The organism is Pseudomonas lyxosi (assembly GCF_047758685.1).
Taxonomy (GTDB): domain Bacteria; phylum Pseudomonadota; class Gammaproteobacteria; order Pseudomonadales; family Pseudomonadaceae; genus Aquipseudomonas; species Aquipseudomonas lyxosi.
Window position 1 is genome coordinate 846338 of sequence record NZ_CP180481.1, and the last position, 24419, is coordinate 870756.

A 24419-nucleotide genomic window follows, 5' to 3' on the forward strand; every position below is an offset into this window, starting at 1 on the left:
TGCAAACGCGCCGGTATGCCGGCCAGGAACAAGTCAGGCGCGCCAACGCCAGCGGGCCAGGGCCTTGATGACTTTCATCCAGAGTTTGCGAGTGACCACCACGATGGCGTTTCCAGAAGGGGGTTGAACAGCGTCGGGCAACGTTATCTCAGCGGCTGGATCCAGGCAACCGCGAATTAACTTGCGCAGATCGTCGATCACCAGCGCCGGCGACTCTTCGGCAATCGGCCGGCCATGGTTATAGCCGTAACTCAGCGCCACGCATTTGACCCCCGCCGCTTTCGCCGCCAGCACATCGCTGCGCGAATCGCCGACGAACAAGGATTGCGACGCCGGGATGTTGGTCATTTTCATCACGAAAAACAGCGCTGCCGGGTCCGGCTTTTTCTGTGGCAGGGTGTCGCCGCCGATGATCAAGCGGAAATAACGACCGATTTTCATCTGATCCAGCAGCGGCGCGACGAAGCGCTCCGGCTTGTTGGTGATCAGCGCCATCTCGACACCCTGCTTGTGCAGCCATTTCAGGGTGTCGCGCACGCCGGGGTAAACCACCGTCAGCTCGTGACCGTCCTCATAAAAACCGTTGAACAACTCCAGGGCATGTTCGGCCTCGACCTCATCGACACCCTCGGCGTCGATGTGGTTGGCCAAGGCCCGGCGTACCAGCGTGTGCACGCCGTTGCCCACCCAATCACGCACCGATTCGATGCCGGCAGGTTGACGCCCGAGTTTGAGCAGCATGTTATCCACAGCCGCTGCGAGGTCGGGGACTGAATCGACCAGCGTGCCATCCAGATCGAACATCACCAGCCGCGGCAGAGACCCCGGGAACAGCTGCTCAAAGCCACTCATGGGCGGGCCAGCGCCAGTTCGGAACGCATCTTTTCAATCACCTCTTGGTAGTTCGGTGCATTGAAGATCGCCGAGCCGGCGACGAAGGTGTCGGCGCCAGCAGCGGCGATTTCACGAATGTTGTTCACGTTCACGCCGCCGTCGATTTCCAGGCGGATGTCACGGCCGGAAGCATCGATCAGCGCCCGCGCCTCACGCAGCTTATCGAGGGTGCCGGGGATGAACTTCTGCCCGCCGAAGCCCGGGTTGACGCTCATCAGCAGGATCATGTCGACCTTGTCCATCACGTACTTGAGCACGTCCAGCGGCGTCGCCGGGTTAAACACCAGGCCCGACTTGCAGCCACCTTCGCGAATCAGTTGCAGGGAGCGATCGACGTGCTGCGAGGCTTCCGGGTGAAACGTGATGTAGGTCGCGCCGGCTTCGATGAAGTCACCGACGATGCGGTCCACCGGGCTGACCATCAGGTGCGCGTCGATCGGCGCGGTCACGCCGTACTTGCGCAGCGCGGCACACACCATCGGGCCGATAGTCAGGTTCGGCACGTAGTGGTTGTCCATGACATCGAAGTGCACGAAGTCGGCGCCAGCGGCCAGGACGTTGTCCACTTCTTCACCCAGGCGGGCGAAGTCGGCGGAGAGAATCGACGGAGCAATTACGAAGGGCTGCATGACGCACCTTTTTTGAGCAGAATCACGATGGCGCGCATTGTATACCTCATGCTTTGACCCGCGCGACGTGGCCGCGATGATCAGTACGCCGCTCGGTAGATCTTCTCGATATCGACGGCACTCAATTTGCGCGGATTGTTGCGCATCAGGCGCTCAATTCCCGCCGCCTCCACGGCCATGGCCGGGATGGCGTCTTCGGGAACGCCGAAGCTGCGCAGGCCCGGCGGGATTTCCACCGCAGCGCACAACTCGGTCATCGCCTCTACGGCCTTGTCCGCCGCGGCGTTGGCGCTCAGATGAGTGGTCTTCACCCCCATGGCCTCGGCGATATCTTGCATGCGCTCCACGCAGGCCATTTTGTTCCAGGTCATGACATACGGCAGCAGCAAAGCGTTGCTGACGCCATGGGCAATGTTGAAACGGCCGCCGAGCGGATACGCCAGCGCGTGCACCGCGCCGACCCCGGCATTACCAAACGCCATACCGGCCATCAGGCTGGCGGTGGCCATGTCTTCGCGGGCCTGGAGATTGGACGGATTGGCATAGGCCTTCGGCAGCGCCTTGGCGATGAGCTTGATGGCGCCGATGGCCAGCGCGTCGGTAATCGGTGAGGCGTTGAGCGACAGATAGGATTCGATGGCGTGCACCAGTGCATCGACGCCACTGGCGGCAGTGACACTGCGCGGACAGGTCAGGGTCATTTGCGGGCTGACCAGCGCCACGTCCGGTAATAGATAGTCGCTGACGATGCCTTTCTTCAGCTGCGCGACCTTGTCGGAGAGGATCGCCACGTTAGTGACTTCCGAGCCGGTACCGGCGGTGGTCGGAATGGCGATCAGCGGCGGGCCTTTGCGCGGCACCTGATCGATGCCGAACAGATCCTCCAGTTCTCCGTGGTAACCGGCGTAGGCCGCGACGCTTTTGGCAATGTCGATCGCACTGCCGCCGCCCAGGCCGATAAGCCCGTCATGCCCGCCCTCGCGGTAGACCCGCATGCAGTCTTCGACGATGGCGATTTCCGGGTCTGGCAACACACGGTCGAAGATTTCGTAGGTTCGGTCGCCCAGCTGCGCCAGCGCCAGCTCGACCGTGCCGGACTTGACCAGTGCGGCATCGGTGACGATCAGCGGGTTGTCGATGTCCAGGCGAGTCAGTTCAGCCGCCAGTTGCTCGATGGCACCGGCGCCGGTGATCAGTTTGTGAGCGATTTTGAAAGAGGAAAGACCCATGTGCGCAGCCTCTTATAGATAGGGGAGCTGGGCACAAGAGTAGCTGGGGATTGGAGTTTGTCTGCTATTCAGGCCATGAATGACCATACCCGTAGCCTACCGATCGTTCCCACGCTCTGCGTGGGAATGCCTCAACGGACGCTCCGCGTTCGGCTCTCGATGGGACGCGGAGCGTCCCGGGCTGCATTCCCACGCGGAGCGTGGGAACGATCATTGCGGGTGGGTCAGACCTGGGCGGTACGCAGTTTCTCGCTACGGCCACGCAGCCATTCCAGGGTCAGCAGCAGGATCACCGAGAAGGCGATCAGCAGCGTTGCGGCGGCGGCGATGGTCGGGCTGAGGTTTTCACGAATCCCGCTGAACATCTGCCGTGGCAATGTCGCTTGTTCAGGTCCGGCGAGGAACAGCGTCACCACCACTTCATCGAACGAAGTGGCGAAGGCAAACAGCGCACCGGAGATCACGCCAGGCGCAATCAGCGGCAGTGTCACCCGACGGAACGCCGTCAGCGGCGAAGCACCCAGGCTCGCAGCAGCACGCACCAGGTTCTGGTTGAACCCCTGCAAGGTCGCCGACACCGTGATGATCACAAACGGCACACCCAACACCGCATGCACCACGATCAGCGAGAAGAAGCTGTTACCCAGACCCAGTGGCGCAAAGAACAGATAGCTGGCCACACCAATGATCACCACCGGTACCACCATCGGCGAAATCACCAGCGCCATCACCAGCGCCTTACCGGGGAAGTCGCCCCGCGTCAGGCCGATGGCCGCCAGCGTACCGAAGATCATCGCCAACACAGTCGCCGCCGGAGCAACGATGATGCTGTTCTTCAGCGAACGCATCCACTCGGCCGAAGCGAAGAAGTCCTGGTACCAGTGCAGCGAAAAGCCTTGCAACGGGTACACCAGAAAGCTCCCGGAGTTGAACGACAGCGGGATGATCACCAGCACCGGCAGAATCAGGAACAACAGGACCAGCCCGCAGAGAATGCGCAAGCTGTAGAACCACACCCGCTCAATGGGCGACATATAAGGACTCAGCATTTCGTTCTCCCCTTAGCTCAGGCGCAGGCGACTGGCGCCCACCAGCCAGCTGTAAATCAGATAAAGCACCACGGTCGCCAACAGCAGCAGCCCACCGAGTGCGGTCGCCATGCCCCAGTTGATGCTGGTGTTGGTGTAGAAGGCGACGAAGTAACTGACCATCTGATCGTTCGGGCTGCCCAGCAAGGCCGGGGTGATGTAGTAGCCAATCGCGAGGATGAACACCAGCAGGCAACCGGCGCCGACACCGGCATAGGTCTGCGGGAAGTACACCCGCCAGAAACTGGCAAACGGATGGCAGCCGAGGGAAATCGCCGCACGCATGTAGGTCGGCGAGATGCCTTTCATCACGCTGTAGATCGGCAGAATCATGAACGGCAGCAGGATGTGCACCATGGAGATGTAAACCCCGGTGCGGTTGAACACCAGCTCCAGCGGTTTATCGATGATGCCCATGGCCATCAGACCGCTGTTGATCAAGCCACCCGATTGCAGCAACACGATCCATGCGGCGACCCGCACCAGAATCGAGGTCCAGAATGGTAGTAGCACCAGGATCATCAGCAGGTTGCTTTGACGTGATGGCAAGTTCGCCAGCAAGTAGGCCAGCGGATACGCCAGCAGCAGGCAGATCACGGTGATGATCAGCCCCATCCAGAAGGTCCGGGCGAAGATGTCGAGGTAGATCGCCTGATCGGGCGTGGCCGGGGCGATTTCGCCGAGGTCGTCGATACGGTGATCGACCGCCGCCAGCAAGTAATAAGGCGTGATGCTGCTGGTGTTGCGGCGCACGGCTTGCCAGTAGGCCGGGTCGCCCCAGCGCTCGTCGAGACCTTCCAGCGCTTCTTTGTAAGAGGCCGGCTCGGTGGCGAACGGTAAGGCACGTGCAGTTTTGGTCAGCAGGCTCCGGTAGCCGGCCAACTCCATGTTCAAGCGCTTGGACAGGTCGCCCAGGGTCTGATTCTTGCGGGCTTCAGCGAGGTCTTCGCTGGCCGCCTTGTAAACCGGTTCAGCGGGCAGGCCTCGGCCATCCCAACTGGCGATAGCCGCCACGGTGCGCGGCATGCCGCCGACCACTTCCGGGTTACCAACGCTTTTGTAGAGCAGCGCCACGATGGGCACCAGGAACACCAGCAACAGAAACAGCACCAACGGCGCGATCAAGGCTTGTGCTTTCCAGCGGTTGATCCGCTCGGCGTGCTTGAGCCGCTGCTTCAAGGTGGGGTCGGTGCCCGCGTTCAGGGGAATGGCGGTGGCCATGGCGTACTCCGGAAATCTTTGGTCATTGCAAAGGTGGCAACGCCACCTCGAACTTTTGGTACTGATCGTTCCCACGCTCTGCGTGGGAACGCATCCAGTGACGCTCTGCGTCACAGGGACGCGGAGCGTCCCGGGCGGCATTCCCACGCAGAGCGTGGGAACGATCATCCGGTGAACCGTCGTCCCGTGTGACTTGCTTACTTCGCAGCCCAGGAATTGAAGCGCTGTTCCAGTTGCTCACCGTTGTCAGCCCAGAAGCTGACGTCGATCTGCACCTGGTTGGCGATGTTTTCCGGGGTGGTTGGCATGTCTTTCAGGACATCCTTGGCCAGCAACGGTACGGCTTGAATGTTGGCCGGGCCGTAGGCGATGTTTTCCGAGTAGGTCTTTTGCTGCTGCGGCGCCACCGAGAACGCGATGAATTTCTTCGCCGCTTCAGCGCGTGCTTTATCCAGACCTTTCGGGATAGCCCATGCGTCAAAGTCGTAGATACCGCCGTTCCACACGACTTTCAGGTTGCTTTCTTTCTGCACGGCAGCGATCCGGCCGTTGTAGGCCGAGCTCATGACCACGTCGCCGGAAGCGAGGTATTGCGGCGGTTGCGCGCCGGCTTCCCACCACTGGATGCTTGGCTTCAGCTCATCAAGCTTCTTGAACGCGCGGTCCTGACCATCCTTGCCGGCCAGTACTTTGTAGACGTCTTTCGGCGCAACGCCGTCGGCCATCAGAGCGAATTCAAGGGTGTATTTGGCGCCTTTACGCAGGCCACGTTTGCCCGGGAATTTCTTGGTGTCCCAGAAATCCACCCAGCTGGTCGGTGCGGAAGCCAGTTTGTCGGCGTTGTAGGCCAGCACGGTCGACCACACGAAGAAGCCCACGCCGCATGGCTGGATGGCGCCTTTGACGTAGTCTTCGGACTTGCCGAACAACTTCGGATCAAGCTGCTCGAACATGTCTTCGTCGCAACCACGGGACAATTCTGGCGATTCAACTTCTACCAGGTCCCAGGACACGCTCTTGGTGTCGACCATGGCTTTGACCTTGGCCATTTCGCCGTTGTACTCGCCCGCCACGATTTTGCCGTTGCCTGCCGCTTCCCACGGTGCATAGAAGGCTTTGACCTGCGCGGCCTTGTTCGCCCCGCCAAAGGACACCACGGTCAGGTCCGGGCCCGCCGCCATTGCGTGTGCCGCGCCGATCATGCCCATGACCAAAGCGGTGAATTTCAGGGATCTCAACATTTATTGTTCTCTCCACGTGCAGGGTTGGTGTTGGTGTAGCAGGGGGCGATCAGTTCGCCTCTAGAAGTGGGTCGAGCGCGCGAACGTGTTCGACCTGCCAGCCAAGCGGTACCACGTCGCCGACGGTCAGCGCGGGATCGAGCTCGGCAATCGGTTGTTTCACAAAAAAATCGGTCTTGCCGCAGACTTCCAGGCGAACCCGGACGTGGTCGCCCAGATAGATGAATTCCTCCACCCGCCCAGAGAAGCGGTTGACGCATTGATCGCTTGCGCCGTTGAGGCTGATGCGCTCGGGGCGAATCGACAGCGTGACGGGTTCGCCGGTCTTGCCGACGTTGACCGCCAGGGCTTCAACCTTTTCACCGCGCCCCAACTCAACCACGCAGCGATCGCCGGTGTGGCTGTGCAAGCGGCCGTTGAGGCGGTTGTTCTCGCCGATAAAGTTGGCGACGAAGGTGTTTTTCGGCTCTTCGTAGAGGGTGCGCGGCGGCGCGATCTGCTGGATCTCGCCCTGGTGGAACACGGCCACGCGATCGGACATGGTCAGGGCTTCGCCCTGGTCGTGGGTCACGTAGACCACGGTCACGCCGAGGCGCTGGTGCAGGTGCTTGATCTCCATCTGCATGTGTTCACGCAGTTGTTTGTCGAGTGCACCGAGGGGTTCGTCCATCAGCACCAGTTGTGGTTCGAACACCAACGCCCGGGCCAGGGCCACACGCTGCTGCTGACCGCCGGACAGTTGCGCCGGATAACGCTGGGCGAAGGTGTCGAGCTGCACCATGCTCAGGACTTTTTTGACCTTGTCGCTGACATCGCTCTTGTTCAGGCCGCGCACGGTCAGCGGGAATGCCAGGTTTTCGGCAACGGTCATGTGCGGGAACAATGCGTAGTTCTGGAACACCATGCCGATGTCGCGCTTGTGCGGCGGCACGTTGTTGATGGAACGCCCGGCCAGCTGGATTTCGCCAGCAGTCGGCGTTTCGAAACCGGCGAGCATCATCAGGCTGGTGGTCTTGCCGGAGCCGGACGGCCCGAGCAAGGTGAGGAATTCGCCTTTGCGAATCTCCAGGTTGAGGTCTTTGACGATCAGGTTCTCGCCGTCGTAGCTTTTTTGTACTCCACGAAAGCTGACCAGAATATCGCTGGCCCCTGCGTTTGAATCGACCTGGCTCATACCCACACCTTTGTTGTGATGACTGCTGTGGACTAAGCCTAGTGGACACTGCTGACCACGCAAATCGGGGCGCAGGAGAGAATGGCCTCAGCAGGATGGAAGGTTGGGGGTAGGGATTGCCCTACAAGGATGGCGGGGATGGATAGGGGCAGCGGCAATCTTGAAGCTGCAAAGCCGCAAGAACGGGCAAAAGCGGCTTTGCAGGATGTCGTAAATGGGCATGCGACCACTATCCCTGTGGGAGCAAGCTCGCTCCCACAGGGGGTTGCAGTGAATCAGCGGAATACGATGTGTTAGAGGAGTTTGTGCTCCATCGCGTACTTCACCAGCTCCGCCAGGGAGGTGATGTTGAGTTTCTGCATCAGCCGCGCTTTGTGGGTGCTGATGGTTTTGCTGCTCAAGGCCAGTTGCTGGGCGATGTCGTTGACGTTGGCGCCCTGGGCCAGGCGTTCGAACACCGAGAATTCGCGCTCAGACAGCAACGAGTGCAACGGCCGCGAATCAGTCAGACCGACTTCAAAGACCATGCGGTCGGCCAGGTCCGGGTCGATGTAGCGCCCGCCCGCCGCGACCTTGCGGATCGCCGTCAACAGCAGCGCCGGATCGCTATCCTTGGTCGCGTAGCCCGCGGCGCCGACCTTCAACGCACGGGCGGCCATTTGCGCTTCGTCGTGCATCGACAACACCAGAATCGCCGGCGGATTGTTCAGCGCGCGAATCCGCGGAATCGCCTCCAGGCCGTTAACCCCAGGCATGGAGATGTCCAGCAAGACCACTTCGCAAGGAACATGGCGCAACGTCTCGAGCAACTGCTCACCATTGCTCGCCTCCCCTACCACCAGCAAATCCTTGGCCAGGCCGATCAATTGCTTGATGCCTTCGCGGACGATGGTGTGGTCTTCAGCTACCAGTACACGGATCACTTACTTCTCCTCATCCAGCGGCACTCGCACGCTCAAGGTCGTGCCTTCACCCGGTTCACTCTCAAGCGACAACTGCCCGCCCATGATCAACACTCGTTCGCGCATGCCGACCACCCCGAAGGATGTTGACCTACCGGTGGCGGGGACAAATCCTACGCCATCATCGCTTACGGTCAGACACAACTCGTCGCCTTCCAGCGCCAATGTCAGCTCGACAGTATGCGCCTGGGCATGGCGCATGACATTGGTCAGCGCTTCCTGAAGGATCCGGAACAGGCCAATCGCCTTGGCATCACTGAGCACTGGCAGATTCTCCGGCACCTGCACCAGACACGGAATCTGCGTGCGCGCCTCGAATCGACGGGCCTGCCACTCGATGGCCGAGGCGATCCCGGCGTCGAGAATCGGTGGCCGCAGTGCCGTGGCGACATCGCGAACCAGTTGGAACAGCTGCGCTATCAGTCGCTTCATGCTGTTCAAGCGTTCATTCAGACCGGGATCGAGCTGGGCGTAAGCCAGTTCACACATGGAGGTTTCCAGCTTCAGCACGGTGAGCATCTGACCCAGTTCGTCGTGAACTTCCCGGGCGATTCGCGCCTTTTCCTCTTCCCGCACGCTCTCCAGGTGCGCGGACAACTCACGCAACTGTTCGCGAGAGCTGGCCAGTTCCAGTTCGATGCGTTTGCTCTCGCTGATGTCCCAAACGATCCCGTCCCAGACATAGGCGCCGTCTTCGAGTCGGCGGGTGATGGCTTTGATTTCGGCCCAGCGCTGTTCGCCGGATCGAGTCAGAATCCGTCCCTGCCACGACCAGTCACTGTCGGTATCCAGCGCATGGTCCTGGGTTTGGTGATAACTGGCCTTGTCGTCCGGGTGCACCAGGCTGCGCAGGCCTTTGTCGCGATGGGCCAGAGTGGCCGGCGAGTAACCGACCAGGCTCTCGCTGCCTTCACTGATGTAGGCAAAGTCGATCTGCCCCGTCACCGGTGCCCGTTCCAGACGAAAGACCAGCCCTGGAACGTTGGCGGCAATCCCTTGCAGGCGCGCCTCGCTTTCCTGCAAGGCGGCCAATGCACGACGGCGCTCGGTGACGTCGTTGAGGTAAACCACCAGGTATTCGCCGTCGCGAAACCGCAAAAAACTCAGCGAAACGTCCACCGGCAGATTGCTGCCATCCGCCCGTATGCAGTTGGTTTCGAAACTTTGCGGGCCTTCCTCGCTGGCCCGGGCGCGTTTCCACAGATTCAGCCAGCGATCCATGTGCAAACCAGGCTCGAAGTCGATCAGCGGCCGATCAATGATCCCGCCCGCCGGATACCCCAGCATGGTTTCGGCAGCGCGATTGGCGTAGCGCACATGGCTGTCCCAGTTGACCCAAAGGATGCCGACGGTGCTCTGGTCGATGGAAAACTGCGTGAGGCTCAAGGCTTCTTCGCTGGCGACACGCAGGGCAATGTCTTCGCGCGCGGCCCGCAAACGATGCTCAAGACTGTGCTGCTGCCGACGCTGCCAGAACACGATGGCCATGCTGCTCAGCATCAGCACCGCCAACAACAGACAGAGGTTTTGCCAGAAACCCGGGGACTCAGTCAGCCGCGGGTATTTGGGTTGAAGCCATTGGTTATGCAGCTGCTCCAGGTCCTTGGCCGGGATCGCCCGCAACGCGCTTTCGACGATGCCGGCCAGTTCCGGCCAATCCCGGCGCGTGGCCACCCGCAACAGTTGCGGCAGGCCGATATCACCGACCACCACCAGCCCGGCGAACTCAGGTTCGGCGGACAAACGTCCCAGCTGCGCTTCGTCGACCACGGCGTAACTGGCCTGCTGACTCAACAACAGTTGCAGTGCCTGGCGCTCGATCGGCACGCCTTGAAGGTTCAAGTGTGGGTAATTGCTGCGCAGGTAATCAGCGGTGGCGCCGGGCATGCGCACGGCGACGCGGGTCTGGCTGTCGAGTTTTTCCAGCTCTACCACGCCGGTGCTTTTCTGGTCGCTGACCACCAATTGCGGCACCCGCATATACGGGTCGGAAAACTGCCAGAGCCGCAGACCGCCGGGGGTTTGGGTCAGCCCCGGAGCGATGTCGATTTCACCCTCGCGCGCGGCGGCTTCCAGCTGCGCCAGGTCGGGAAAGTTGCGCCAGCTCAGCTCGACTTTAAGCGCCTTGGCCAGCCACTTCATCAGCTCGACATTGACCCCGGACAAACGCTGCAAGCGGCGATCGTATTGGGCGTAGGGCACCTGCAACACCAGCCCCACACGCAATTCGCCATGCTGCGCCAGCCATTGCTGCTGGCCCGCGGACAATTGCGCGACATGCGCCGGTGGCGCGGGAGCCGCCCAGCCCATCAAGGGAAACCACAAACAGCCGATAACCCACAGGCAGCGAAAACGCATCATCGAAATCTCACACACTGACAAATACTGACCAACCCATTAGGCTGCCGGAATAACTTCTGGCCTGGAATATCCGATGCCCCCTGTCTACCGCCTGGCACTGCCAGCATTGTGCCTGTCGCTGATCCTGCCTTGCGCCTTTTCTGTCGAGGCCGCCGACCCGGTACCTGCCGCAACGGAAACACCCACCGAAGAAAAACCGGTCGAGCGCCAGCCACTGCTTGAGCGTAGTCAGGAAGAAGCAAACGCCCTTGAGCGACAGATTCCTGCCCAGGAGCAGCAGCAACTGCAAGCGGGCAGCGACACGTTTCTGGCCTTGTGGAAACCGGCCAATACCGGCGACCCCAAAGGCGCGGTGATTATCATCCCGGGCGCCGGCGAAACCGTTGACTGGCCGCAAGCAATAGGTCCATTGCGACGTAAATTGCCGGACGCCGAGTGGAGCAGCCTGAGTATCACCTTGCCGGACCTGCAAAGCGATGCCATTGCGCCGCGTATCGTAGAAGTGGCACCCACACCAAAAGCCCCTGACACCAGCAGCAAAGACTCGACCACCGCCGCGCCCATCGAACAAGCGGCAGGCGGTGAAGCGGAGGTGGCGGACAAGGCGATCACCGAAACCACCGAGGAACAGGCCAAAGCCGACGCCGAACGAATCTTCGCCCGCATCGACGCCGCGATTGCCTACGCCGAACAGCAAAGCGCTCGCCGCATTGTCGTGCTGGGGCATGGCACTGGCGCCTACTGGGCCGCGCGCTACCTGAGCGAGAAGCAGCCCTCGCAAGTGGAGAAGTTTGTGATGGTCGCCGCTCAGATGCCGGCGAAAGCCAAGCCAGAGCTGGTCGAACTGACACCGACCCTGAAGCTGCCCACCGCAGACATCTTCTATATGGACAAGCCGCTGGATCGCAACCTGGCGCTGGAACGCTTGCAAGCCAGCAAACGGTTGAAGACTTCAGGGTTCAGCCAGGTCTCGCTCAAGGCTTTGCCGGGTAATTCCAAGGCTGAGCAAGAGCAGCTGTTCCGTCGGGTACGGGGCTGGTTGAATCCACAGAACGCGAATTAAGCAAAAGCAAAAGACCGCAGCCTGCGATCTTCTGATCTTCCGGGGCCACTACCGAAAATCCCGCCGCTCGCGAATCAATGTGTAGGCGCTATGCAGTTCGCGAGTCTTGTCAGTGGCTTCGCGCACCTGCAGCGCCGTCGCACCGCTGCCAGCGATCTTGTCCGGGTGATGGCGACTCAGCAGGCGTCGATAAGCATGCTTGATCTGCGCCGGCTCGCTGGTCGCCGAAACGCCCAAAAGCCGCAGAGCATCTTGATAGGTCAACGCGCTGCTGGCCTGTGCAAACTTGTGCTGCTCGTAATCGGCCGACAGCGCCTGCACCTGCCGCGACGTCCAGCCCAGCCATTTACCCCACTGCCTGATCAGCTCTCGCTCAGCGCTACCGGCGCGGCCATCCGCCCAGATCATCCGCCAACAGGCGCGCAAGACGCCTTCGGCCGCATGGGGCTGGGCGCTCAAGCGGCGCAAATAACCGCGCAACCGGTCATCTCCCGACTTGCCGCGATTGAACGCGGCAATGGCCCGGAGTTGGGCCGACTCGGTCATGTCCAGAGAACGCATTTCCTGGCGGGCCTGCTGGATGTGGCCTTCCACCACCCGTCCATCGCTCTTGGCCAGCCGTCCCAACAACACAAACAGCAGCTCATCGTTGCGCAGCACCGAGCGGCCACCGAGCTTTTCTCGCAAGTGCGCCCAGCTCTGTATGTGCAAGTGCCGATCCAGCACCTGCCCCAGCAAGGCGCCCAGCATGGCCCCCGGAATGCTGGCGATGTAAAAGCCCGCTCCGGCTCCAATCAGAGTCCCTGGCCACAACATGTCAGCGTCTCGCTTCTAACAGGGTTTCGACTTCAGCCAGACGCTCGTGAGTGCCAACATCCACCCAATGTCCATTCAAGTGCTCGCCGGTGACTTGTCCATCGGCCATGGCCTTGCGCAGCAACGGTGCAAGCTTGAAGGCGCCGGCGGAGCAACCGTCGAACAGCTGCGGGTGCAGGACCGCGATGCCGCTGTAAGTGAGGGTTGCAGTGTCCGGTTGACCGTCGCGGACTTGCCCGTCGATCAGGCTGAAATCGCCGGTCGGATGATGTGCAGGGTTATCCGCCAACACCAAATGCGCCAGCCCGGTGATGGGTTGGTGCAACGCGCTGAAGTCGTAGTCGGTCCAGATGTCACCGTTGACCACCATAAAGGCCTCGTTACCCAGCAACGGCAGCGCGCGGAAAATCCCGCCTCCGGTTTCCAGTGGCTCACCTTCCGGCGAATACTGAATACGCACGCCGTATTGCGAGCCATCACCCAGGTAGTTTTCGATCAACTGGCCGAGCCAGGCATGGTTGATCACCACCTCGGTAAACCCCGCCACCGCCAAGGCTTTCAAGTGATACTCGATCAACGGTATACCGCCCGCGCGAACCAGCGGTTTCGGCGTGGTCAAGGTCAGCGGGCGCATGCGTTCGCCTTTGCCTGCTGCCAGAATCATTGCCTTCATGCATTCGCTCCAGCACGCAGACTCAGCAGCAACACATCCAGCTCGGCCAGTTCAGGACGGCGGGCGATCACGGCGTCTATATAAGCAAAGAAGCGCGGTACATCGCCAAGATAGCGCGGCTTGCCGTCGCGGTGGCAGATGCGGGCAAAGATGCCGATCACCTTCAGGTGGCGCTGCACGCCCATCAAGTCACTGGCACGCAGGAAATCTTCGAAGTCTGGCTGAACCGGGATCCCGAGATCACCCGCTTGCTGCCAGTAAGCTTCCAGCCAACCACGCACACGCTCCTCGGGCCAGCTGAGGAACGCGTCCTTGAACAGGCAGGTCACGTCGTAGGTCACGGGACCATAGACTGCGTCCTGGAAATCCAGCACACCGGGATTTGGCTCGCTGAGCATCAGGTTGCGCGGCATGTAGTCGCGGTGCACCAGCACTTTGGGCTGGGCCAGCGCGCTGTCGATCAATAGCTCAGTCACGTTCTGCCAGAGCATTTGCTGCGCCGAGTCGAACTCGATGCCCAACTCGCGCTTCACGTACCACTCGGGGAACAATTCCAGCTCGCGACGCAGCAGCGCCACGTCATAACTTGGCAGCGGTGCAACCATCGGCAACTGCTGAAAAGCCAGCAGCGCTTGCAGGGCATCCTTGAACAAATCGTCGGCATTTTCGCTGTCGATCACGTCCAGGTAAGTCTTGTTGCCCAGGTCATTGAGCAAAAGAAAACCACGTTCGAGGTCTTCGGCATAAATTTTCGGAACATTTATTCCGGATTTCGCCAGCAAAAAAGCGATATCCACGAAGGGTTTACAGTTTTCCTGGGGGGGTGGCGCGTCCATAACGACGAAGCTTCTGCCCTCGCCTTCCCAGCGGAAATAACGTCGAAAACTCGCATCGCTACTGGCCGCGGTCAACGTGGCCGGGGGTACGGCACCCCAACCCTGTTCTGCAAAGAGGGCAGCCAATTGCTCATCGAGCCAAACTTTCAGGTGTTGCAAACGTACATCTTGGTCAGGCATTGCAAGGGTCTCCGACGGCGCTAGCCGTCAAGCGGGTCATGCTTTATTATCCAGCATCTTTTTCAGACCATCGAGAGGCGTGCGGCCCACACCGCGGGCAGATGGCACGCAGGAAGCCCGGACTAATAAGATGGCATTGAAATCCCCCGCGTTTCGTAAAAAATTTCCGTTGTTGGTTACCGGCAGTCTGCTGGCCCTGCAACCTCTAGCCACTTCGTTCGTGGTCGCCGCGGAACAGTATGACTGCTCAGTCTCTGCTTCGGGTGCCTGGAACTGTGCGCCAAAATCTCCAGCAGCTGCGCTGCCACCGCGTCCCGTCCATGACGGCAGTGCGGCGGTAAGCACGAGCGGTGAGACTCCGGCCGACAGCGGTTCCAGTCAAGACACCGGCGCCAAGCCTGTGCTGGTGACCGAATCCAAGGGCCGTGGCCTGAAGTCGCGTAGCGAAGACTACAGTCACCTCGACTGGGTTCCGCGCGAGAAGCTCACTGCAGCGCAATTGGCCGAAACCGGTCCTTACTGCGCTGGTTCCTATATCGAACCGATTCGTCCTGGCATGAATGACAAGACGAATAAAAGTGACGCTCCGACCTTTCTCGGCGCCAAAGCCTCTCGCTATAAGCAGGATGAGCAGGTCGCGACCCTGGCGGGTGACGTGGTCATGCGTCAGGGCAGCATGCAGGTTGAAGCCGACGAAGCGAACCTCTACCAGGCCGAGAGCCGTGGCGAACTGAGCGGCAACGTCCGAGTTCGCGACAACGGCGCGCTGATCGTGGGCGACCACGCCGACGTGCAGCTCGACACCGGTGAAGCCAAGGTCGACAACGCCGAATACGTCATGCACAAATCCCGTATCCGCGGTAATGCGCTGTACGCCAAACGTGCCGAGAACGCGATCATCCGCCTCAAGGATGGTACGTACACCACGTGCGAACCGGACAGCAACGCCTGGCAGCTCAAGGGCAACAACATCACCTTGAACCCGGCCACCGGTTTCGGTACCGCGACCAACGTGACGCTGCGGGTCAAAGACATTCCGGTTCTGTACACGCCATACATCTATTTCCCGATCGACGACCGTCGCCAGTCCGGCTTCCTGCCGCCGACCATCGGCACCGGCAGCGATACCGGCTTCATGCTGGTCACACCGTATTACTTCAACCTGGCACCGAACTACGATGCCACGTTGTACCCGCGCTACATGAGCAAGCACGGGCTGTTGATGGAAGGCGAATTCCGTTACCTGACCCCGTCCAGCGAAGGTCAGTTCGGCGCCGCGTACCTCAACGACGAAGACACCGATCGCAGTGGTCAGACCGATTACCAAAAAAACCGCTACATGTACAACTGGCAGCACAAGGGCGGTCTCGACTCGCGCGTTCTGACTCAAGTCGATTACACCAAGATCAGCGATCCGTATTACTTCCAGGATCTGGAAACCGACCAGATCGGGGTTAAAAGCTCCGATTATGTGAACCAGCAGGGTTCTGTCACCTACCGTGGCGACAGCTACACCGCTCGTGTGAACGCCCAGGCTTATCAGCTCGCGACCGTTTCGGACATCACGCCGTATGACCGCTTGCCGCAGATCACTTTCAATGGTCAGTTGCCGACTCACCCTGGCGGCTTGAATTTCGACTACGAGACAGAAGTCGTACGATTTGACCGTGATTTGAAGGACGGTAACTTCGTAAACGAAGATGGTAGCGTTGCACCGCGTCTTGATAACAACGTTCAAGGCCTGGCACGTGCCAACGGCGACCGTTTGAATCTCAAGCCAGGTGTCAGCCTGCCGATGGACTGGACTTATGGCTTCCTGAAGCCATCGCTCAAGTACCAGTACACCCAGTACCAACTGGACCTGGACGGCACCGGCAAAAACCAGATCGTGGCCCAGGATCAAGCCGCAGCTGCAGCCGGGACTGAAAATCTCAATGGTCATTTCGGTAGCAACCAGAACCGTGGCGTGCCGATTGCTAGCATCGACAGCGGCCTGTACTTCGATCGCAACACCCAATGGTTCGGCAAAAATTATCGCCAGACCCTCGAACCGCGCCTGTTCTACCTGTACGTCCCTGAAAAGGATCAGGAAGACATTCCGGTCTTCGACACCAGCGAATACACCTTCAACTACGCGTCGCTGTTCCGTGACAACCGCTTCTCCGGCTCCGACCGCGTCGGCGACGAGAACAAACTGTCTCTGGGCATAACCAACCGCTGGATCGAAGACAATGGCTTCGAACGTCAACGCATCAGCGTCGGCCAGGCCATGTATTTCAAGGATCGTGAAGTTCAATTGCCGGGTATTGATGCAAAAACCCGCCAGGACGCGCAGGCTAATGTCTCGCCGTATGCGCTGGAATACGAATATCGCTGGAACCGCGATTGGCGCACCACGGCCGATTACAACTGGGACCCGGACAGCCGCAGCCCTCGCTCGGGCAGCGCGATGTTCCACTACCAACCTGAAGACAACCCGAACAAGGTTATCAACGCCGGCTATCGCTATCGCAATGACCAGGTCCGTTACGACCAGAACACTGGTAAGTGGCAAGTCGGCGGTGGTGACTATGGCACCCCGGGCCAACCTGGCTACGTGAAGGACTACTACAAGATCCAACAGCACGACTTCTCGGTGATCTGGCCGATCGTGCCGCAATGGAACGCCATCAGCCGCTGGCAGTATGACTACAACCGCAACCGTACTCTGGAAGCATTCGGTGGTTTCGAGTACGACAACTGCTGCTGGAAACTGCGCCTGATCAACCGTTACTGGGTTTCGTATGACGAGTTCAGTCAGAACGCCCCGGAAAACGAAAAAGGCGACCACGGCATTTTCCTACAAATTGTTCTGAAGGGACTCGGCGGCCTCACCGGCGCCAAAGTAGAGAGCTTCCTCGACAAAGGCATCCAAGGTTATCGTGAACGTGAAGACCAAGCTTTCTGATTGTCTGCGCCCGCTGATGCTGGGCGCGCTGTTCCTGGGTACCGCGGCGAACGCCGCGGTACAGTCCATCGATAAAGTGGTGGCCATTGTCGATAACGACGTGGTCATGCAGAGCCAACTGGACCAACGGGTTCATGAAGTTCAGCAAACCATCGCCAAACGTGGTGCCTCCGCACCGCCGGCCGGCGTGCTGGATCAGCAGGTGCTCGAGCGTCTGATCGTCGAAAACCTGCAACTGCAGATCGGCGAACGCTCTGGCATCCGCATTACCGATGAAGAGCTGAACCAGGCTGTCGGCACCATTGCCCAGCGCAATAACATGTCGATTGAACAATTCCGCGCCGCCCTGACTCGCGACGGTCTGTCTTATGAAGACGCCCGCGACCAGATTCGCCGCGAGATGGTCATCAGCCGTGTGCGTCAGCGTCGTGTGGCCGAGCGTATTCAGGTTTCCGAACAGGAAGTGAAGAACTTCCTCGCTTCCGACCTTGGCAAAATGCAGCTGTCCGAAGAATTCCGTCTGGCCAACATCCTGATTCCTACGCCGGAAAGCGCCAACTCCGACGCGATTCAGAATGCAGCCAAACAGGCAGACGCGGTTTACCAGCAGCTCAAGCAAGGCGCTGACTTCGGTCAGTTGGCAATCGCCAAATCCGCCAGCGAAACCGCACTGGAAGGTGGCGACATGGGCTGGCGTAAAGCCGGTCAACTGCCACCTCCGTTCGATCGCATGCTGAGCACCATGACTGTCGGCGACATTACCCAGCCAATGCGCACGCCGGGCGGCTTCATCATCCTGAAGATCCTCGACAAGCGTGGCGGCGAGACTCAGACGCGTGACGAAGTTCACGTGCGTCATATCCTGGTCAAACCTAGCCCGATCCGCGACGAAGCAAAAACCAAGGCTCTGGCTGAGTCGCTCTACACCCGTATCGAATCGGGCGAAGATTTCGGTGAACTGGCAAAAAGCTTCTCGGAAGATCCGGGTTCCGCCCTCAACGGCGGCGACCTGAACTGGATCGACCCGAATGCACTGGTTCCCGAGTTCCGCGAAGTGATGGCCAAGACCCCACAAGGTCAGCTGTCCAAGCCGTTCCAGACCCAATATGGCTGGCATGTCCTGGAAGTCCTTGGCCGTCGTGCCACTGACAGCACCACCCAGGCCCGCGAGCAGCAAGCAATGACCGTATTGCGTAACCGCAAATATGACGAAGAGCTGCAAACCTGGCTGCGTCAGATCCGTGACGAAGCGTACGTAGAGATCAAACTCCCTGGTGCAGACCAGGCAGCGCAGTGAAACCAAAACGTTTCGCGCTGACACCCGGCGAACCGGCCGGCATAGGTCCCGACCTGTGCCTGCTGCTCTCCTCGCAAGCCCAGCCACACCCCCTGATTGCCATTACCAGCCGCGACCTGCTCCTCGAGCGGGCCGCGCAGCTGGGGGTGGTTGTCGATTTGCTGCCGGTCACCCCGGACAACTGGCCGGATGTACCCGCGCCAGCCAACAGCCTGTATGTCTGGGATACACCGCTCAACGCCAAGGTCACCGCCGGGCAACTGAACAAGGCCAACGCGGCTTTCGTTCTCGAAACCCTGACCCGAGCTGGCCAAGGCTGCCTGGACGGGCATTTTGCCGGCATGATCACGGCCCCTGTGCACAAGGGTGTGATCAATGAATCCGGGATCGCCTTTTCCGGGCACACCGAATTTCTCGCCGACCTGACCCATACCGCCCAAGTGGTGATGATGCTCGCCACTCGCGGATTGCGCGTGGCGCTGGTCACCACTCACCTGCCTCTTCGCGAGATTGCCGATGCGATCACGCCGGAGCGTCTGGAACGGGTCACGCGCATCCTGCACGCCGATCTACAAGACAAATTCGGCATTGCCCGGCCACGCATCCTCGTGTGTGGGCTCAACCCCCATGCTGGCGAAGGCGGACACCTGGGCCATGAAGAAATCGACATCATCGAACCTACATTAGAGCGCCTGCGCGGCGAAGGAATGGACCTTCGTGGCCCCCTGCCCGCCGACACTCTGTTTACCCCCAAGTATCTGGAGCACTGCGATGCAGTGCTGGCGATGTACCACGACCAGGGCCTGCCTGTGCTGAAGTACAAAGGCTTCGGCGCGGCAGTCAACGTGACCCTCGGCTTGCCGATCATCCGCACATCGGTCGACCACGGCACTGCCCTGGACCTGGCCGGCAGCGGCAAAATCGATACCGGCAGCCTGCAAGTCGCCCTGGAAACCGCCTACCAGATGGCCGAGACCCGTTTATGACCGAGCATTACCAACACCGTGCGCGCAAGCGCTTCGGCCAGAACTTCCTGCACGATGCCGGCGTTATCGACCGCATCCTGCGCGCCATCCACGCCAAGCCCGAAGACCGCCTGCTGGAAATCGGCCCTGGCCAGGGTGCGCTGACTCAAGGCCTGCTTAACAGCGGCGCCCAGTTGGACGTGGTGGAACTGGACAAGGATCTGATCCCGATCCTCAACCAGCAATTTGCCAGCAAGAGCAATTTCAACCTGCATCAGGGCGACGCGCTGAAGTTCGACTTCACCAGCCTGAACGCCGCGCCGAACAGCCTGCGGGTGGTCGGCAACCTGCCGTACAACATCTCTACGCCGCTGATTTTTCACCTGTTGCATAACGCCAGCCTGATTCGCGACATGCACTTCATGCTGCAAAAGGAAGTGGTCGAGCGCCTGGCAGCAGGCCCTGGTGGTGGTGACTGGGGTCGCTTGTCGATCATGGTTCAGTATCACTGCGGGGTTGAACACCTGTTCAACGTTGGCCCGGGCGCGTTCAATCCGCCGCCCAAAGTCGATTCGGCCATCGTGCGCCTGGTGCCTCACGCGGTGCTGCCGCACCCGGCCAAGGATCACAAGCTGTTGGAGCGTGTCGTGCGTGAAGCCTTTAACCAGCGCCGCAAGACCCTGCGCAACACCCTCAAGCTGCTGCTGAGCAACGCTGAAATCGAAGCCGCCGGCGTTGATGGCAGCCTGCGCCCCGAACAGCTCGATCTGGCCGCCTTCGTGCGCCTGGCCGACAAGCTCAGCGAACAAGTCCTACAGACGCCCGCCGCCGACTGACAGGCAATGAGCGTTATCGGGTAGGACACCAGCCTTCATGTCTGGTTTACTACCCGATACTTGGCCTAGACTGAGTTCTATCAGCTACGCCCCGCGTTCCGCTTCGTTTAAGGCCTCTTGCATGTCCGATCCTCGTTACCAGGTCGACGTCAGCGTCGTCACCCGCTATCTGGCAGAACAATCGCAACCCGAGCAAAACCGCTTTGCCTTCGCCTACACCATCACCGTGCACAATAATGGCCAGCTACCGGCCAAGCTGTTGTCGCGGCACTGGGTGATCACCGACGGTGACGGGCATGTCGAAGAGGTTCGCGGCGCGGGCGTGGTTGGCCAGCAGCCGTTGATCGACGTGGGCGAAAGCCACACCTACAGCAGCGGCACCGTCATGACCTCCAAGGTCGGCACGATGCAGGGCACTTATGAAATGGTTGCCGATGACGGCAAACACTTCGACGCCATCATCGCCCCATTCCGTCTGGCGGTGCCCGGAGCCCTGCACTGATGGCAACGTATGCCGTCGGCGATCTGCAAGGCTGCCTTCAAGCATTGCAATGCCTGCTCAAGCAAGTCGCCTTCGACCCGACACGGGATCGTCTGTGGCTGGTCGGCGATCTGGTCAACCGTGGCCCGCAGTCCCTGGACACCTTGCGCTTCCTCTATAGCATCCGCGAATCGCTGGTGTGCGTGCTCGGTAACCATGACCTGCACTTGCTGGCCGCCGGGAAAAACATCGAACGCCTGAAGAAGTCCGACACCCTGCTCGAGATTCTCGCAGCGCCCGATTGCGCGGAACTGCTGGAGTGGCTGCGTCAGCAAAAGCTCATGCACTACGACGAACAGCGCGATGTCGCCCTGGTACATGCCGGCATTCCGCCCCAGTGGTCATTGCGCAAGGCCTTGAAGCATGCCGCTGAAGTCGAGACGGCATTGCGCGATGACAACCTGTTGCCGCCCTACCTCGATGGCATGTACGGCAACGATCCGGCGAAATGGGACAACGACCTCAAAGGCGTGACACGCCTGCGGGTGATCACCAACTATTTCACCCGCATGCGGTTTTGTACCGCTGAGGGCAAGCTTGACCTCAAAAGCAAGGAAGGCCTCGACAATGCGCCACCGGGCTACAAACCCTGGTTTCAGCACAAAGAGCGCAAGACCAAGGGCCTGAAGATCATCTTCGGTCACTGGGCCGCTCTGGAAGGCCGATGCAATGAGCCGGGCATCTCGGCCCTCGACACAGGTTGTGTCTGGGGTGGCGCCCTGACCCTCATGAATGTCGACAGCGGTGAACGCCTGTCTTGCAAATGCGACGAGCATGGCCTTGCACTGCCACCAGTCGCCGCACTTATCCCCGAACCATCGTCAGCAAGCGCCCCGCGCTAGACTGCGCTTTCAGCCGAGCCACAGGAGCCCGCCATGAGCGAATTCAAACGTATCCCCCCGGAACAGGCCCAGGCCCTGCGCGAACAAGGCGCGGTGGTGGTCGATGTCCGCGACCCTGCGACCTTTGCCGCGCTGCACATCGCCGGCTCGAAGCATCTGGACAACCACTCCATCTCGGATTTCATCCGCGCTGCCGACCTCGACGCACCGACAGTGGTGGTCTGCTACCACGGCAATTCCAGTCAGAGTGCCGCTGCGTATCTCATTAGTCAGGGCTTCTCCGACGTCTACAGCATGGATGGCGGTTTTGAGCTGTGGCGTACGACTTATCCTTTGGAAACGGCGCAAGGCACTTCCGAATAATTTTTTTGTAACGCGCAAGCCCCGGCCCCCGCGGGCTCGCGCGGTGGCAGACGAACGGTCTGCCACAACTAATTACGTATCTCGCCTTTACCTGCCGAATAAGCAACTATCCTTAAGCGCAGGCCATCCAAAACAGGGGAGAGCCGGTACACCGGCGCGCGGGTCATCGGGAGTAGCTTTCGGGGTAGTCAGCTTCGAAAGAGTTCTGGGGGGTAAACAGCGACTGCATATTCGGTCGCTGCCAGCATCGACTGAATGATCCGGCGTCGGCTCCACGTATCGAGCGAGGTGACGTCATGAGTATCTTTAGCCACTTCCAACAACGCTTCGAGTCCACACGCCAGGAAGAACTCTCGCTGCAAGAGTATCTGGAGCTGTGCAAAAGCGACCGCAGCGCCTACGCCTCCGCCGCCGAGCGTCTGTTACTGGCCATCGGTGAACCGGAGCTCCTCGACACCTCGGCCAACTCGAGGCTGTCGCGAATCTTTTCCAACAAGGTAATCCGCCGCTATCCGGCCTTTGAAGACTTCCACGGGATGGAAGAATGCATTGACCAGATCGTGTCGTATTTCCGCCATGCCGCTCAGGGCCTGGAAGAGAAGAAACAGATTCTCTATTTGCTCGGCCCTGTGGGTGGCGGTAAATCATCCCTGGCTGAGAAGCTGAAACAGCTGATCGAAAAAGTGCCCTTCTACGCGATCAAGGGCTCGCCGGTATTTGAGTCGCCTCTGGGTCTGTTCAACGCCACCGAAGATGGCGCGATCCTCGAGGAAGACTTCGGCATTCCACGGCGCTACCTCAACACCATCATGTCGCCATGGGCTACCAAACGCCTCGCCGAATTCGGCGGCGACATCAGCCAGTTCCGTGTGGTGAAGCTGTATCCGTCGATCCTCAACCAGATCGCCGTGGCCAAAACCGAGCCGGGAGATGAAAACAACCAGGACATCTCGGCGCTTGTGGGCAAGGTCGATATCCGCAAACTCGAAGAATTCCCGCAGAACGATGCCGATGCCTACAGCTACTCGGGCGCACTGTGCCGGGCCAACCAGGGCCTGATGGAATTCGTCGAAATGTTCAAGGCGCCGATCAAGGTGCTGCACCCACTGCTGACCGCCACCCAGGAAGGCAACTACAACAGTACCGAAGGTCTGGGGGCGATTCCGTTTACCGGGATCCTGCTGGCCCACTCCAACGAATCGGAATGGCACACCTTCCGTAACAACAAGAACAACGAAGCCTTCATCGACCGGATCTACATCGTCAAAGTGCCGTACTGCCTGCGGGTCAGCGACGAAGTGAAGATCTACGACAAGCTCTTGTTCAACAGTTCCCTGGCCAAGGCTCACTGCGCGCCTGACACCCTGAAGATGCTTGCCCAGTTCACCGTACTCTCGCGACTGAAAGAGCCGGAAAACTCCAACATCTACTCCAAAATGCGCGTGTATGACGGCGAAAACCTCAAGGACACTGATCCGAAGGCCAAGTCGATCCAGGAATACCGCGACAACGCGGGTGTCGACGAAGGCATGAACGGCCTGTCGACCCGTTTCGCGTTCAAGATTCTGTCGAAAGTGTTCAACTTTGATCCACACGAAATTGCTGCCAACCCGGTGCACTTGCTTTACGTACTGGAACAACAGATCGAACAGGAACAATTCCAGGCGGAAACCCGCGAACGCTATCTGCGCTTCCTCAAGGAGTACCTGGCACCGCGTTATATCGAGTTCATCGGCAAGGAAATCCAGACCGCCTACCTCGAGTCTTACAGCGAGTACGGCCAAAACATCTTCGATCGCTACGTTCTGTACGCCGACTTCTGGATCCAGGACCAGGAATACCGCGACCCGGAAACCGGCGAGATCCTCAACCGCGTAGCGCTGAACGAAGAACTGGAGAAAATCGAAAAACCGGCCGGCATCAGCAATCCGAAGGATTTCCGCAACGAAATCGTCAACTTCGTACTGCGCGCCCGGGCCAATAACAACGGCAAGAACCCGACCTGGCTCAGCTACGAAAAACTGCGGGTGGTCATCGAGAAGAAAATGTTCTCCAACACCGAGGACCTCCTGCCAGTCATCAGCTTCAATGCCAAGGCCAGCAAAGAGGACCAGCAGAAGCACAACGACTTCGTCACACGGATGGTCGAGCGGGGCTACACCGACAAACAGGTACGACTGCTGTCCGAGTGGTACCTGCGGGTCAGAAAATCACAATAACCCGCTGCCGGTCAGACCGGTTGTCGTCAGCCAGAGGCCTGT

21 protein-coding genes are annotated in these 24419 nt (G+C 59.9%); 9 read left to right on the plus strand and 12 right to left on the minus strand.

Features of this window, described 5'->3' with window-relative positions:
* Positions 1-33: 33 nt before the first annotated feature.
* The 9 genes from ACMXYI_RS04100 to ACMXYI_RS04140 form a co-directional block, all read right to left on the minus strand.
* The gene (locus ACMXYI_RS04100) at positions 34-852 is read right to left on the minus strand and encodes a phosphoglycolate phosphatase (protein WP_415771782.1); all 819 of its coding nucleotides are present in this window, start codon (positions 850-852) and stop codon (positions 34-36) included.
* Positions 849-1523, minus strand: a complete 675-nt coding sequence (gene rpe, locus ACMXYI_RS04105; RefSeq protein WP_008027088.1) for a ribulose-phosphate 3-epimerase — start codon at positions 1521-1523, stop codon at positions 849-851. Before rpe ends, ACMXYI_RS04100 begins: the two co-directional genes overlap by 4 nt.
* 80 nt (positions 1524-1603) lie before the next feature.
* Entirely contained in the window at positions 1604-2752 is a 1149-nt protein-coding gene (locus ACMXYI_RS04110) for an iron-containing alcohol dehydrogenase (RefSeq protein ID WP_415771784.1), read from the minus strand.
* A gap of 224 nt (positions 2753-2976) precedes the next feature.
* A complete protein-coding gene (locus ACMXYI_RS04115) occupies positions 2977-3801 on the minus strand; it encodes an ABC transporter permease (RefSeq protein ID WP_149629957.1) in 825 nt (274 codons plus the stop codon).
* A gap of 12 nt (positions 3802-3813) precedes the next feature.
* Positions 3814-5061 carry an ABC transporter permease gene (locus ACMXYI_RS04120; RefSeq protein ID WP_150658515.1) on the minus strand — a complete coding sequence of 416 codons (1248 nt, stop codon included), beginning with the start codon at positions 5059-5061 and terminating at the stop codon, positions 3814-3816.
* A 197-nt stretch (positions 5062-5258) separates the two neighbouring features.
* Entirely contained in the window at positions 5259-6302 is a 1044-nt protein-coding gene (locus ACMXYI_RS04125; RefSeq protein ID WP_095127226.1) for an ABC transporter substrate-binding protein, read from the minus strand.
* 49 nt (positions 6303-6351) lie between these two features.
* Positions 6352-7476, minus strand: a complete 1125-nt coding sequence (locus ACMXYI_RS04130) for an ABC transporter ATP-binding protein (RefSeq protein ID WP_415771786.1) — start codon at positions 7474-7476, stop codon at positions 6352-6354.
* A gap of 293 nt (positions 7477-7769) precedes the next feature.
* Entirely contained in the window at positions 7770-8399 is a 630-nt protein-coding gene (locus tag ACMXYI_RS04135) for a response regulator (RefSeq protein WP_003210977.1), read from the minus strand.
* Positions 8400-10799, minus strand: a complete 2400-nt coding sequence (locus ACMXYI_RS04140) for a PAS domain-containing sensor histidine kinase (RefSeq protein WP_415771788.1) — start codon at positions 10797-10799, stop codon at positions 8400-8402.
* 73 nt (positions 10800-10872) lie between these two features.
* On the opposite strand from ACMXYI_RS04140, the gene ACMXYI_RS04145 reads away from it, so the two are divergent.
* Complete coding sequence (locus ACMXYI_RS04145) at positions 10873-11862, plus strand: alpha/beta hydrolase family protein (protein WP_415771790.1); 990 nt, start codon at positions 10873-10875, stop codon at positions 11860-11862.
* A gap of 48 nt (positions 11863-11910) precedes the next feature.
* On the opposite strand, the gene ACMXYI_RS04150 is transcribed toward ACMXYI_RS04145, so the two are convergent.
* The 3 genes from ACMXYI_RS04150 to ACMXYI_RS04160 are packed head-to-tail and all read right to left on the minus strand — an operon-like array spanning position 11911 to position 14367.
* Entirely contained in the window at positions 11911-12678 is a 768-nt protein-coding gene (locus tag ACMXYI_RS04150) for a TerB family tellurite resistance protein (protein WP_415771792.1), read from the minus strand.
* Between the two features lies 1 nt (position 12679).
* Positions 12680-13351, minus strand: coding sequence for an N-acetylmuramate alpha-1-phosphate uridylyltransferase MurU (gene murU, locus ACMXYI_RS04155; RefSeq protein ID WP_415771793.1), 672 nt, complete (start codon positions 13349-13351; stop codon positions 12680-12682).
* The gene (locus ACMXYI_RS04160; RefSeq protein ID WP_134420442.1) at positions 13348-14367 is read right to left on the minus strand and encodes an aminoglycoside phosphotransferase family protein; all 1020 of its coding nucleotides are present in this window, start codon (positions 14365-14367) and stop codon (positions 13348-13350) included. Before ACMXYI_RS04160 ends, murU begins: the two co-directional genes overlap by 4 nt.
* Before the next feature lie 130 nt (positions 14368-14497).
* On the opposite strand from ACMXYI_RS04160, the gene ACMXYI_RS04165 reads away from it, so the two are divergent.
* From ACMXYI_RS04165 to ACMXYI_RS04200, 8 genes are all read left to right on the plus strand, one after another.
* Positions 14498-17314 (plus strand): LPS-assembly protein LptD, encoded by a 2817-nt coding sequence (locus ACMXYI_RS04165; protein WP_415771795.1) that lies wholly within the window; start codon positions 14498-14500, stop codon positions 17312-17314.
* Positions 17295-18611 (plus strand): peptidylprolyl isomerase SurA, encoded by a 1317-nt coding sequence (surA, locus tag ACMXYI_RS04170; protein WP_415771797.1) that lies wholly within the window; start codon positions 17295-17297, stop codon positions 18609-18611. The genes ACMXYI_RS04165 and surA overlap by 20 nt, the downstream gene beginning before the upstream one ends.
* The gene (pdxA, locus tag ACMXYI_RS04175) at positions 18608-19597 is read left to right on the plus strand and encodes a 4-hydroxythreonine-4-phosphate dehydrogenase PdxA (RefSeq protein WP_415771799.1); all 990 of its coding nucleotides are present in this window, start codon (positions 18608-18610) and stop codon (positions 19595-19597) included. Before surA ends, pdxA begins: the two co-directional genes overlap by 4 nt.
* Positions 19594-20412 (plus strand): 16S rRNA (adenine(1518)-N(6)/adenine(1519)-N(6))-dimethyltransferase RsmA, encoded by an 819-nt coding sequence (gene rsmA, locus ACMXYI_RS04180; RefSeq protein WP_415771800.1) that lies wholly within the window; start codon positions 19594-19596, stop codon positions 20410-20412. The genes pdxA and rsmA overlap by 4 nt, the downstream gene beginning before the upstream one ends.
* Before the next feature lie 121 nt (positions 20413-20533).
* The gene (gene apaG, locus ACMXYI_RS04185; protein WP_415771801.1) at positions 20534-20914 is read left to right on the plus strand and encodes a Co2+/Mg2+ efflux protein ApaG; all 381 of its coding nucleotides are present in this window, start codon (positions 20534-20536) and stop codon (positions 20912-20914) included.
* Positions 20914-21795: a symmetrical bis(5'-nucleosyl)-tetraphosphatase gene (locus tag ACMXYI_RS04190; RefSeq protein WP_415771802.1), complete on the plus strand. Its 882-nt coding sequence runs from the start codon at positions 20914-20916 to the stop codon at positions 21793-21795. The genes apaG and ACMXYI_RS04190 overlap by 1 nt, the downstream gene beginning before the upstream one ends.
* Positions 21796-21828: 33 nt before the next feature.
* The gene (glpE, locus tag ACMXYI_RS04195) at positions 21829-22158 is read left to right on the plus strand and encodes a thiosulfate sulfurtransferase GlpE (protein ID WP_415771804.1); all 330 of its coding nucleotides are present in this window, start codon (positions 21829-21831) and stop codon (positions 22156-22158) included.
* Between the two features lie 296 nt (positions 22159-22454).
* Positions 22455-24377, plus strand: a complete 1923-nt coding sequence (locus ACMXYI_RS04200; protein ID WP_033056218.1) for a PrkA family serine protein kinase — start codon at positions 22455-22457, stop codon at positions 24375-24377.
* Positions 24378-24419 lie beyond the last annotated feature (42 nt).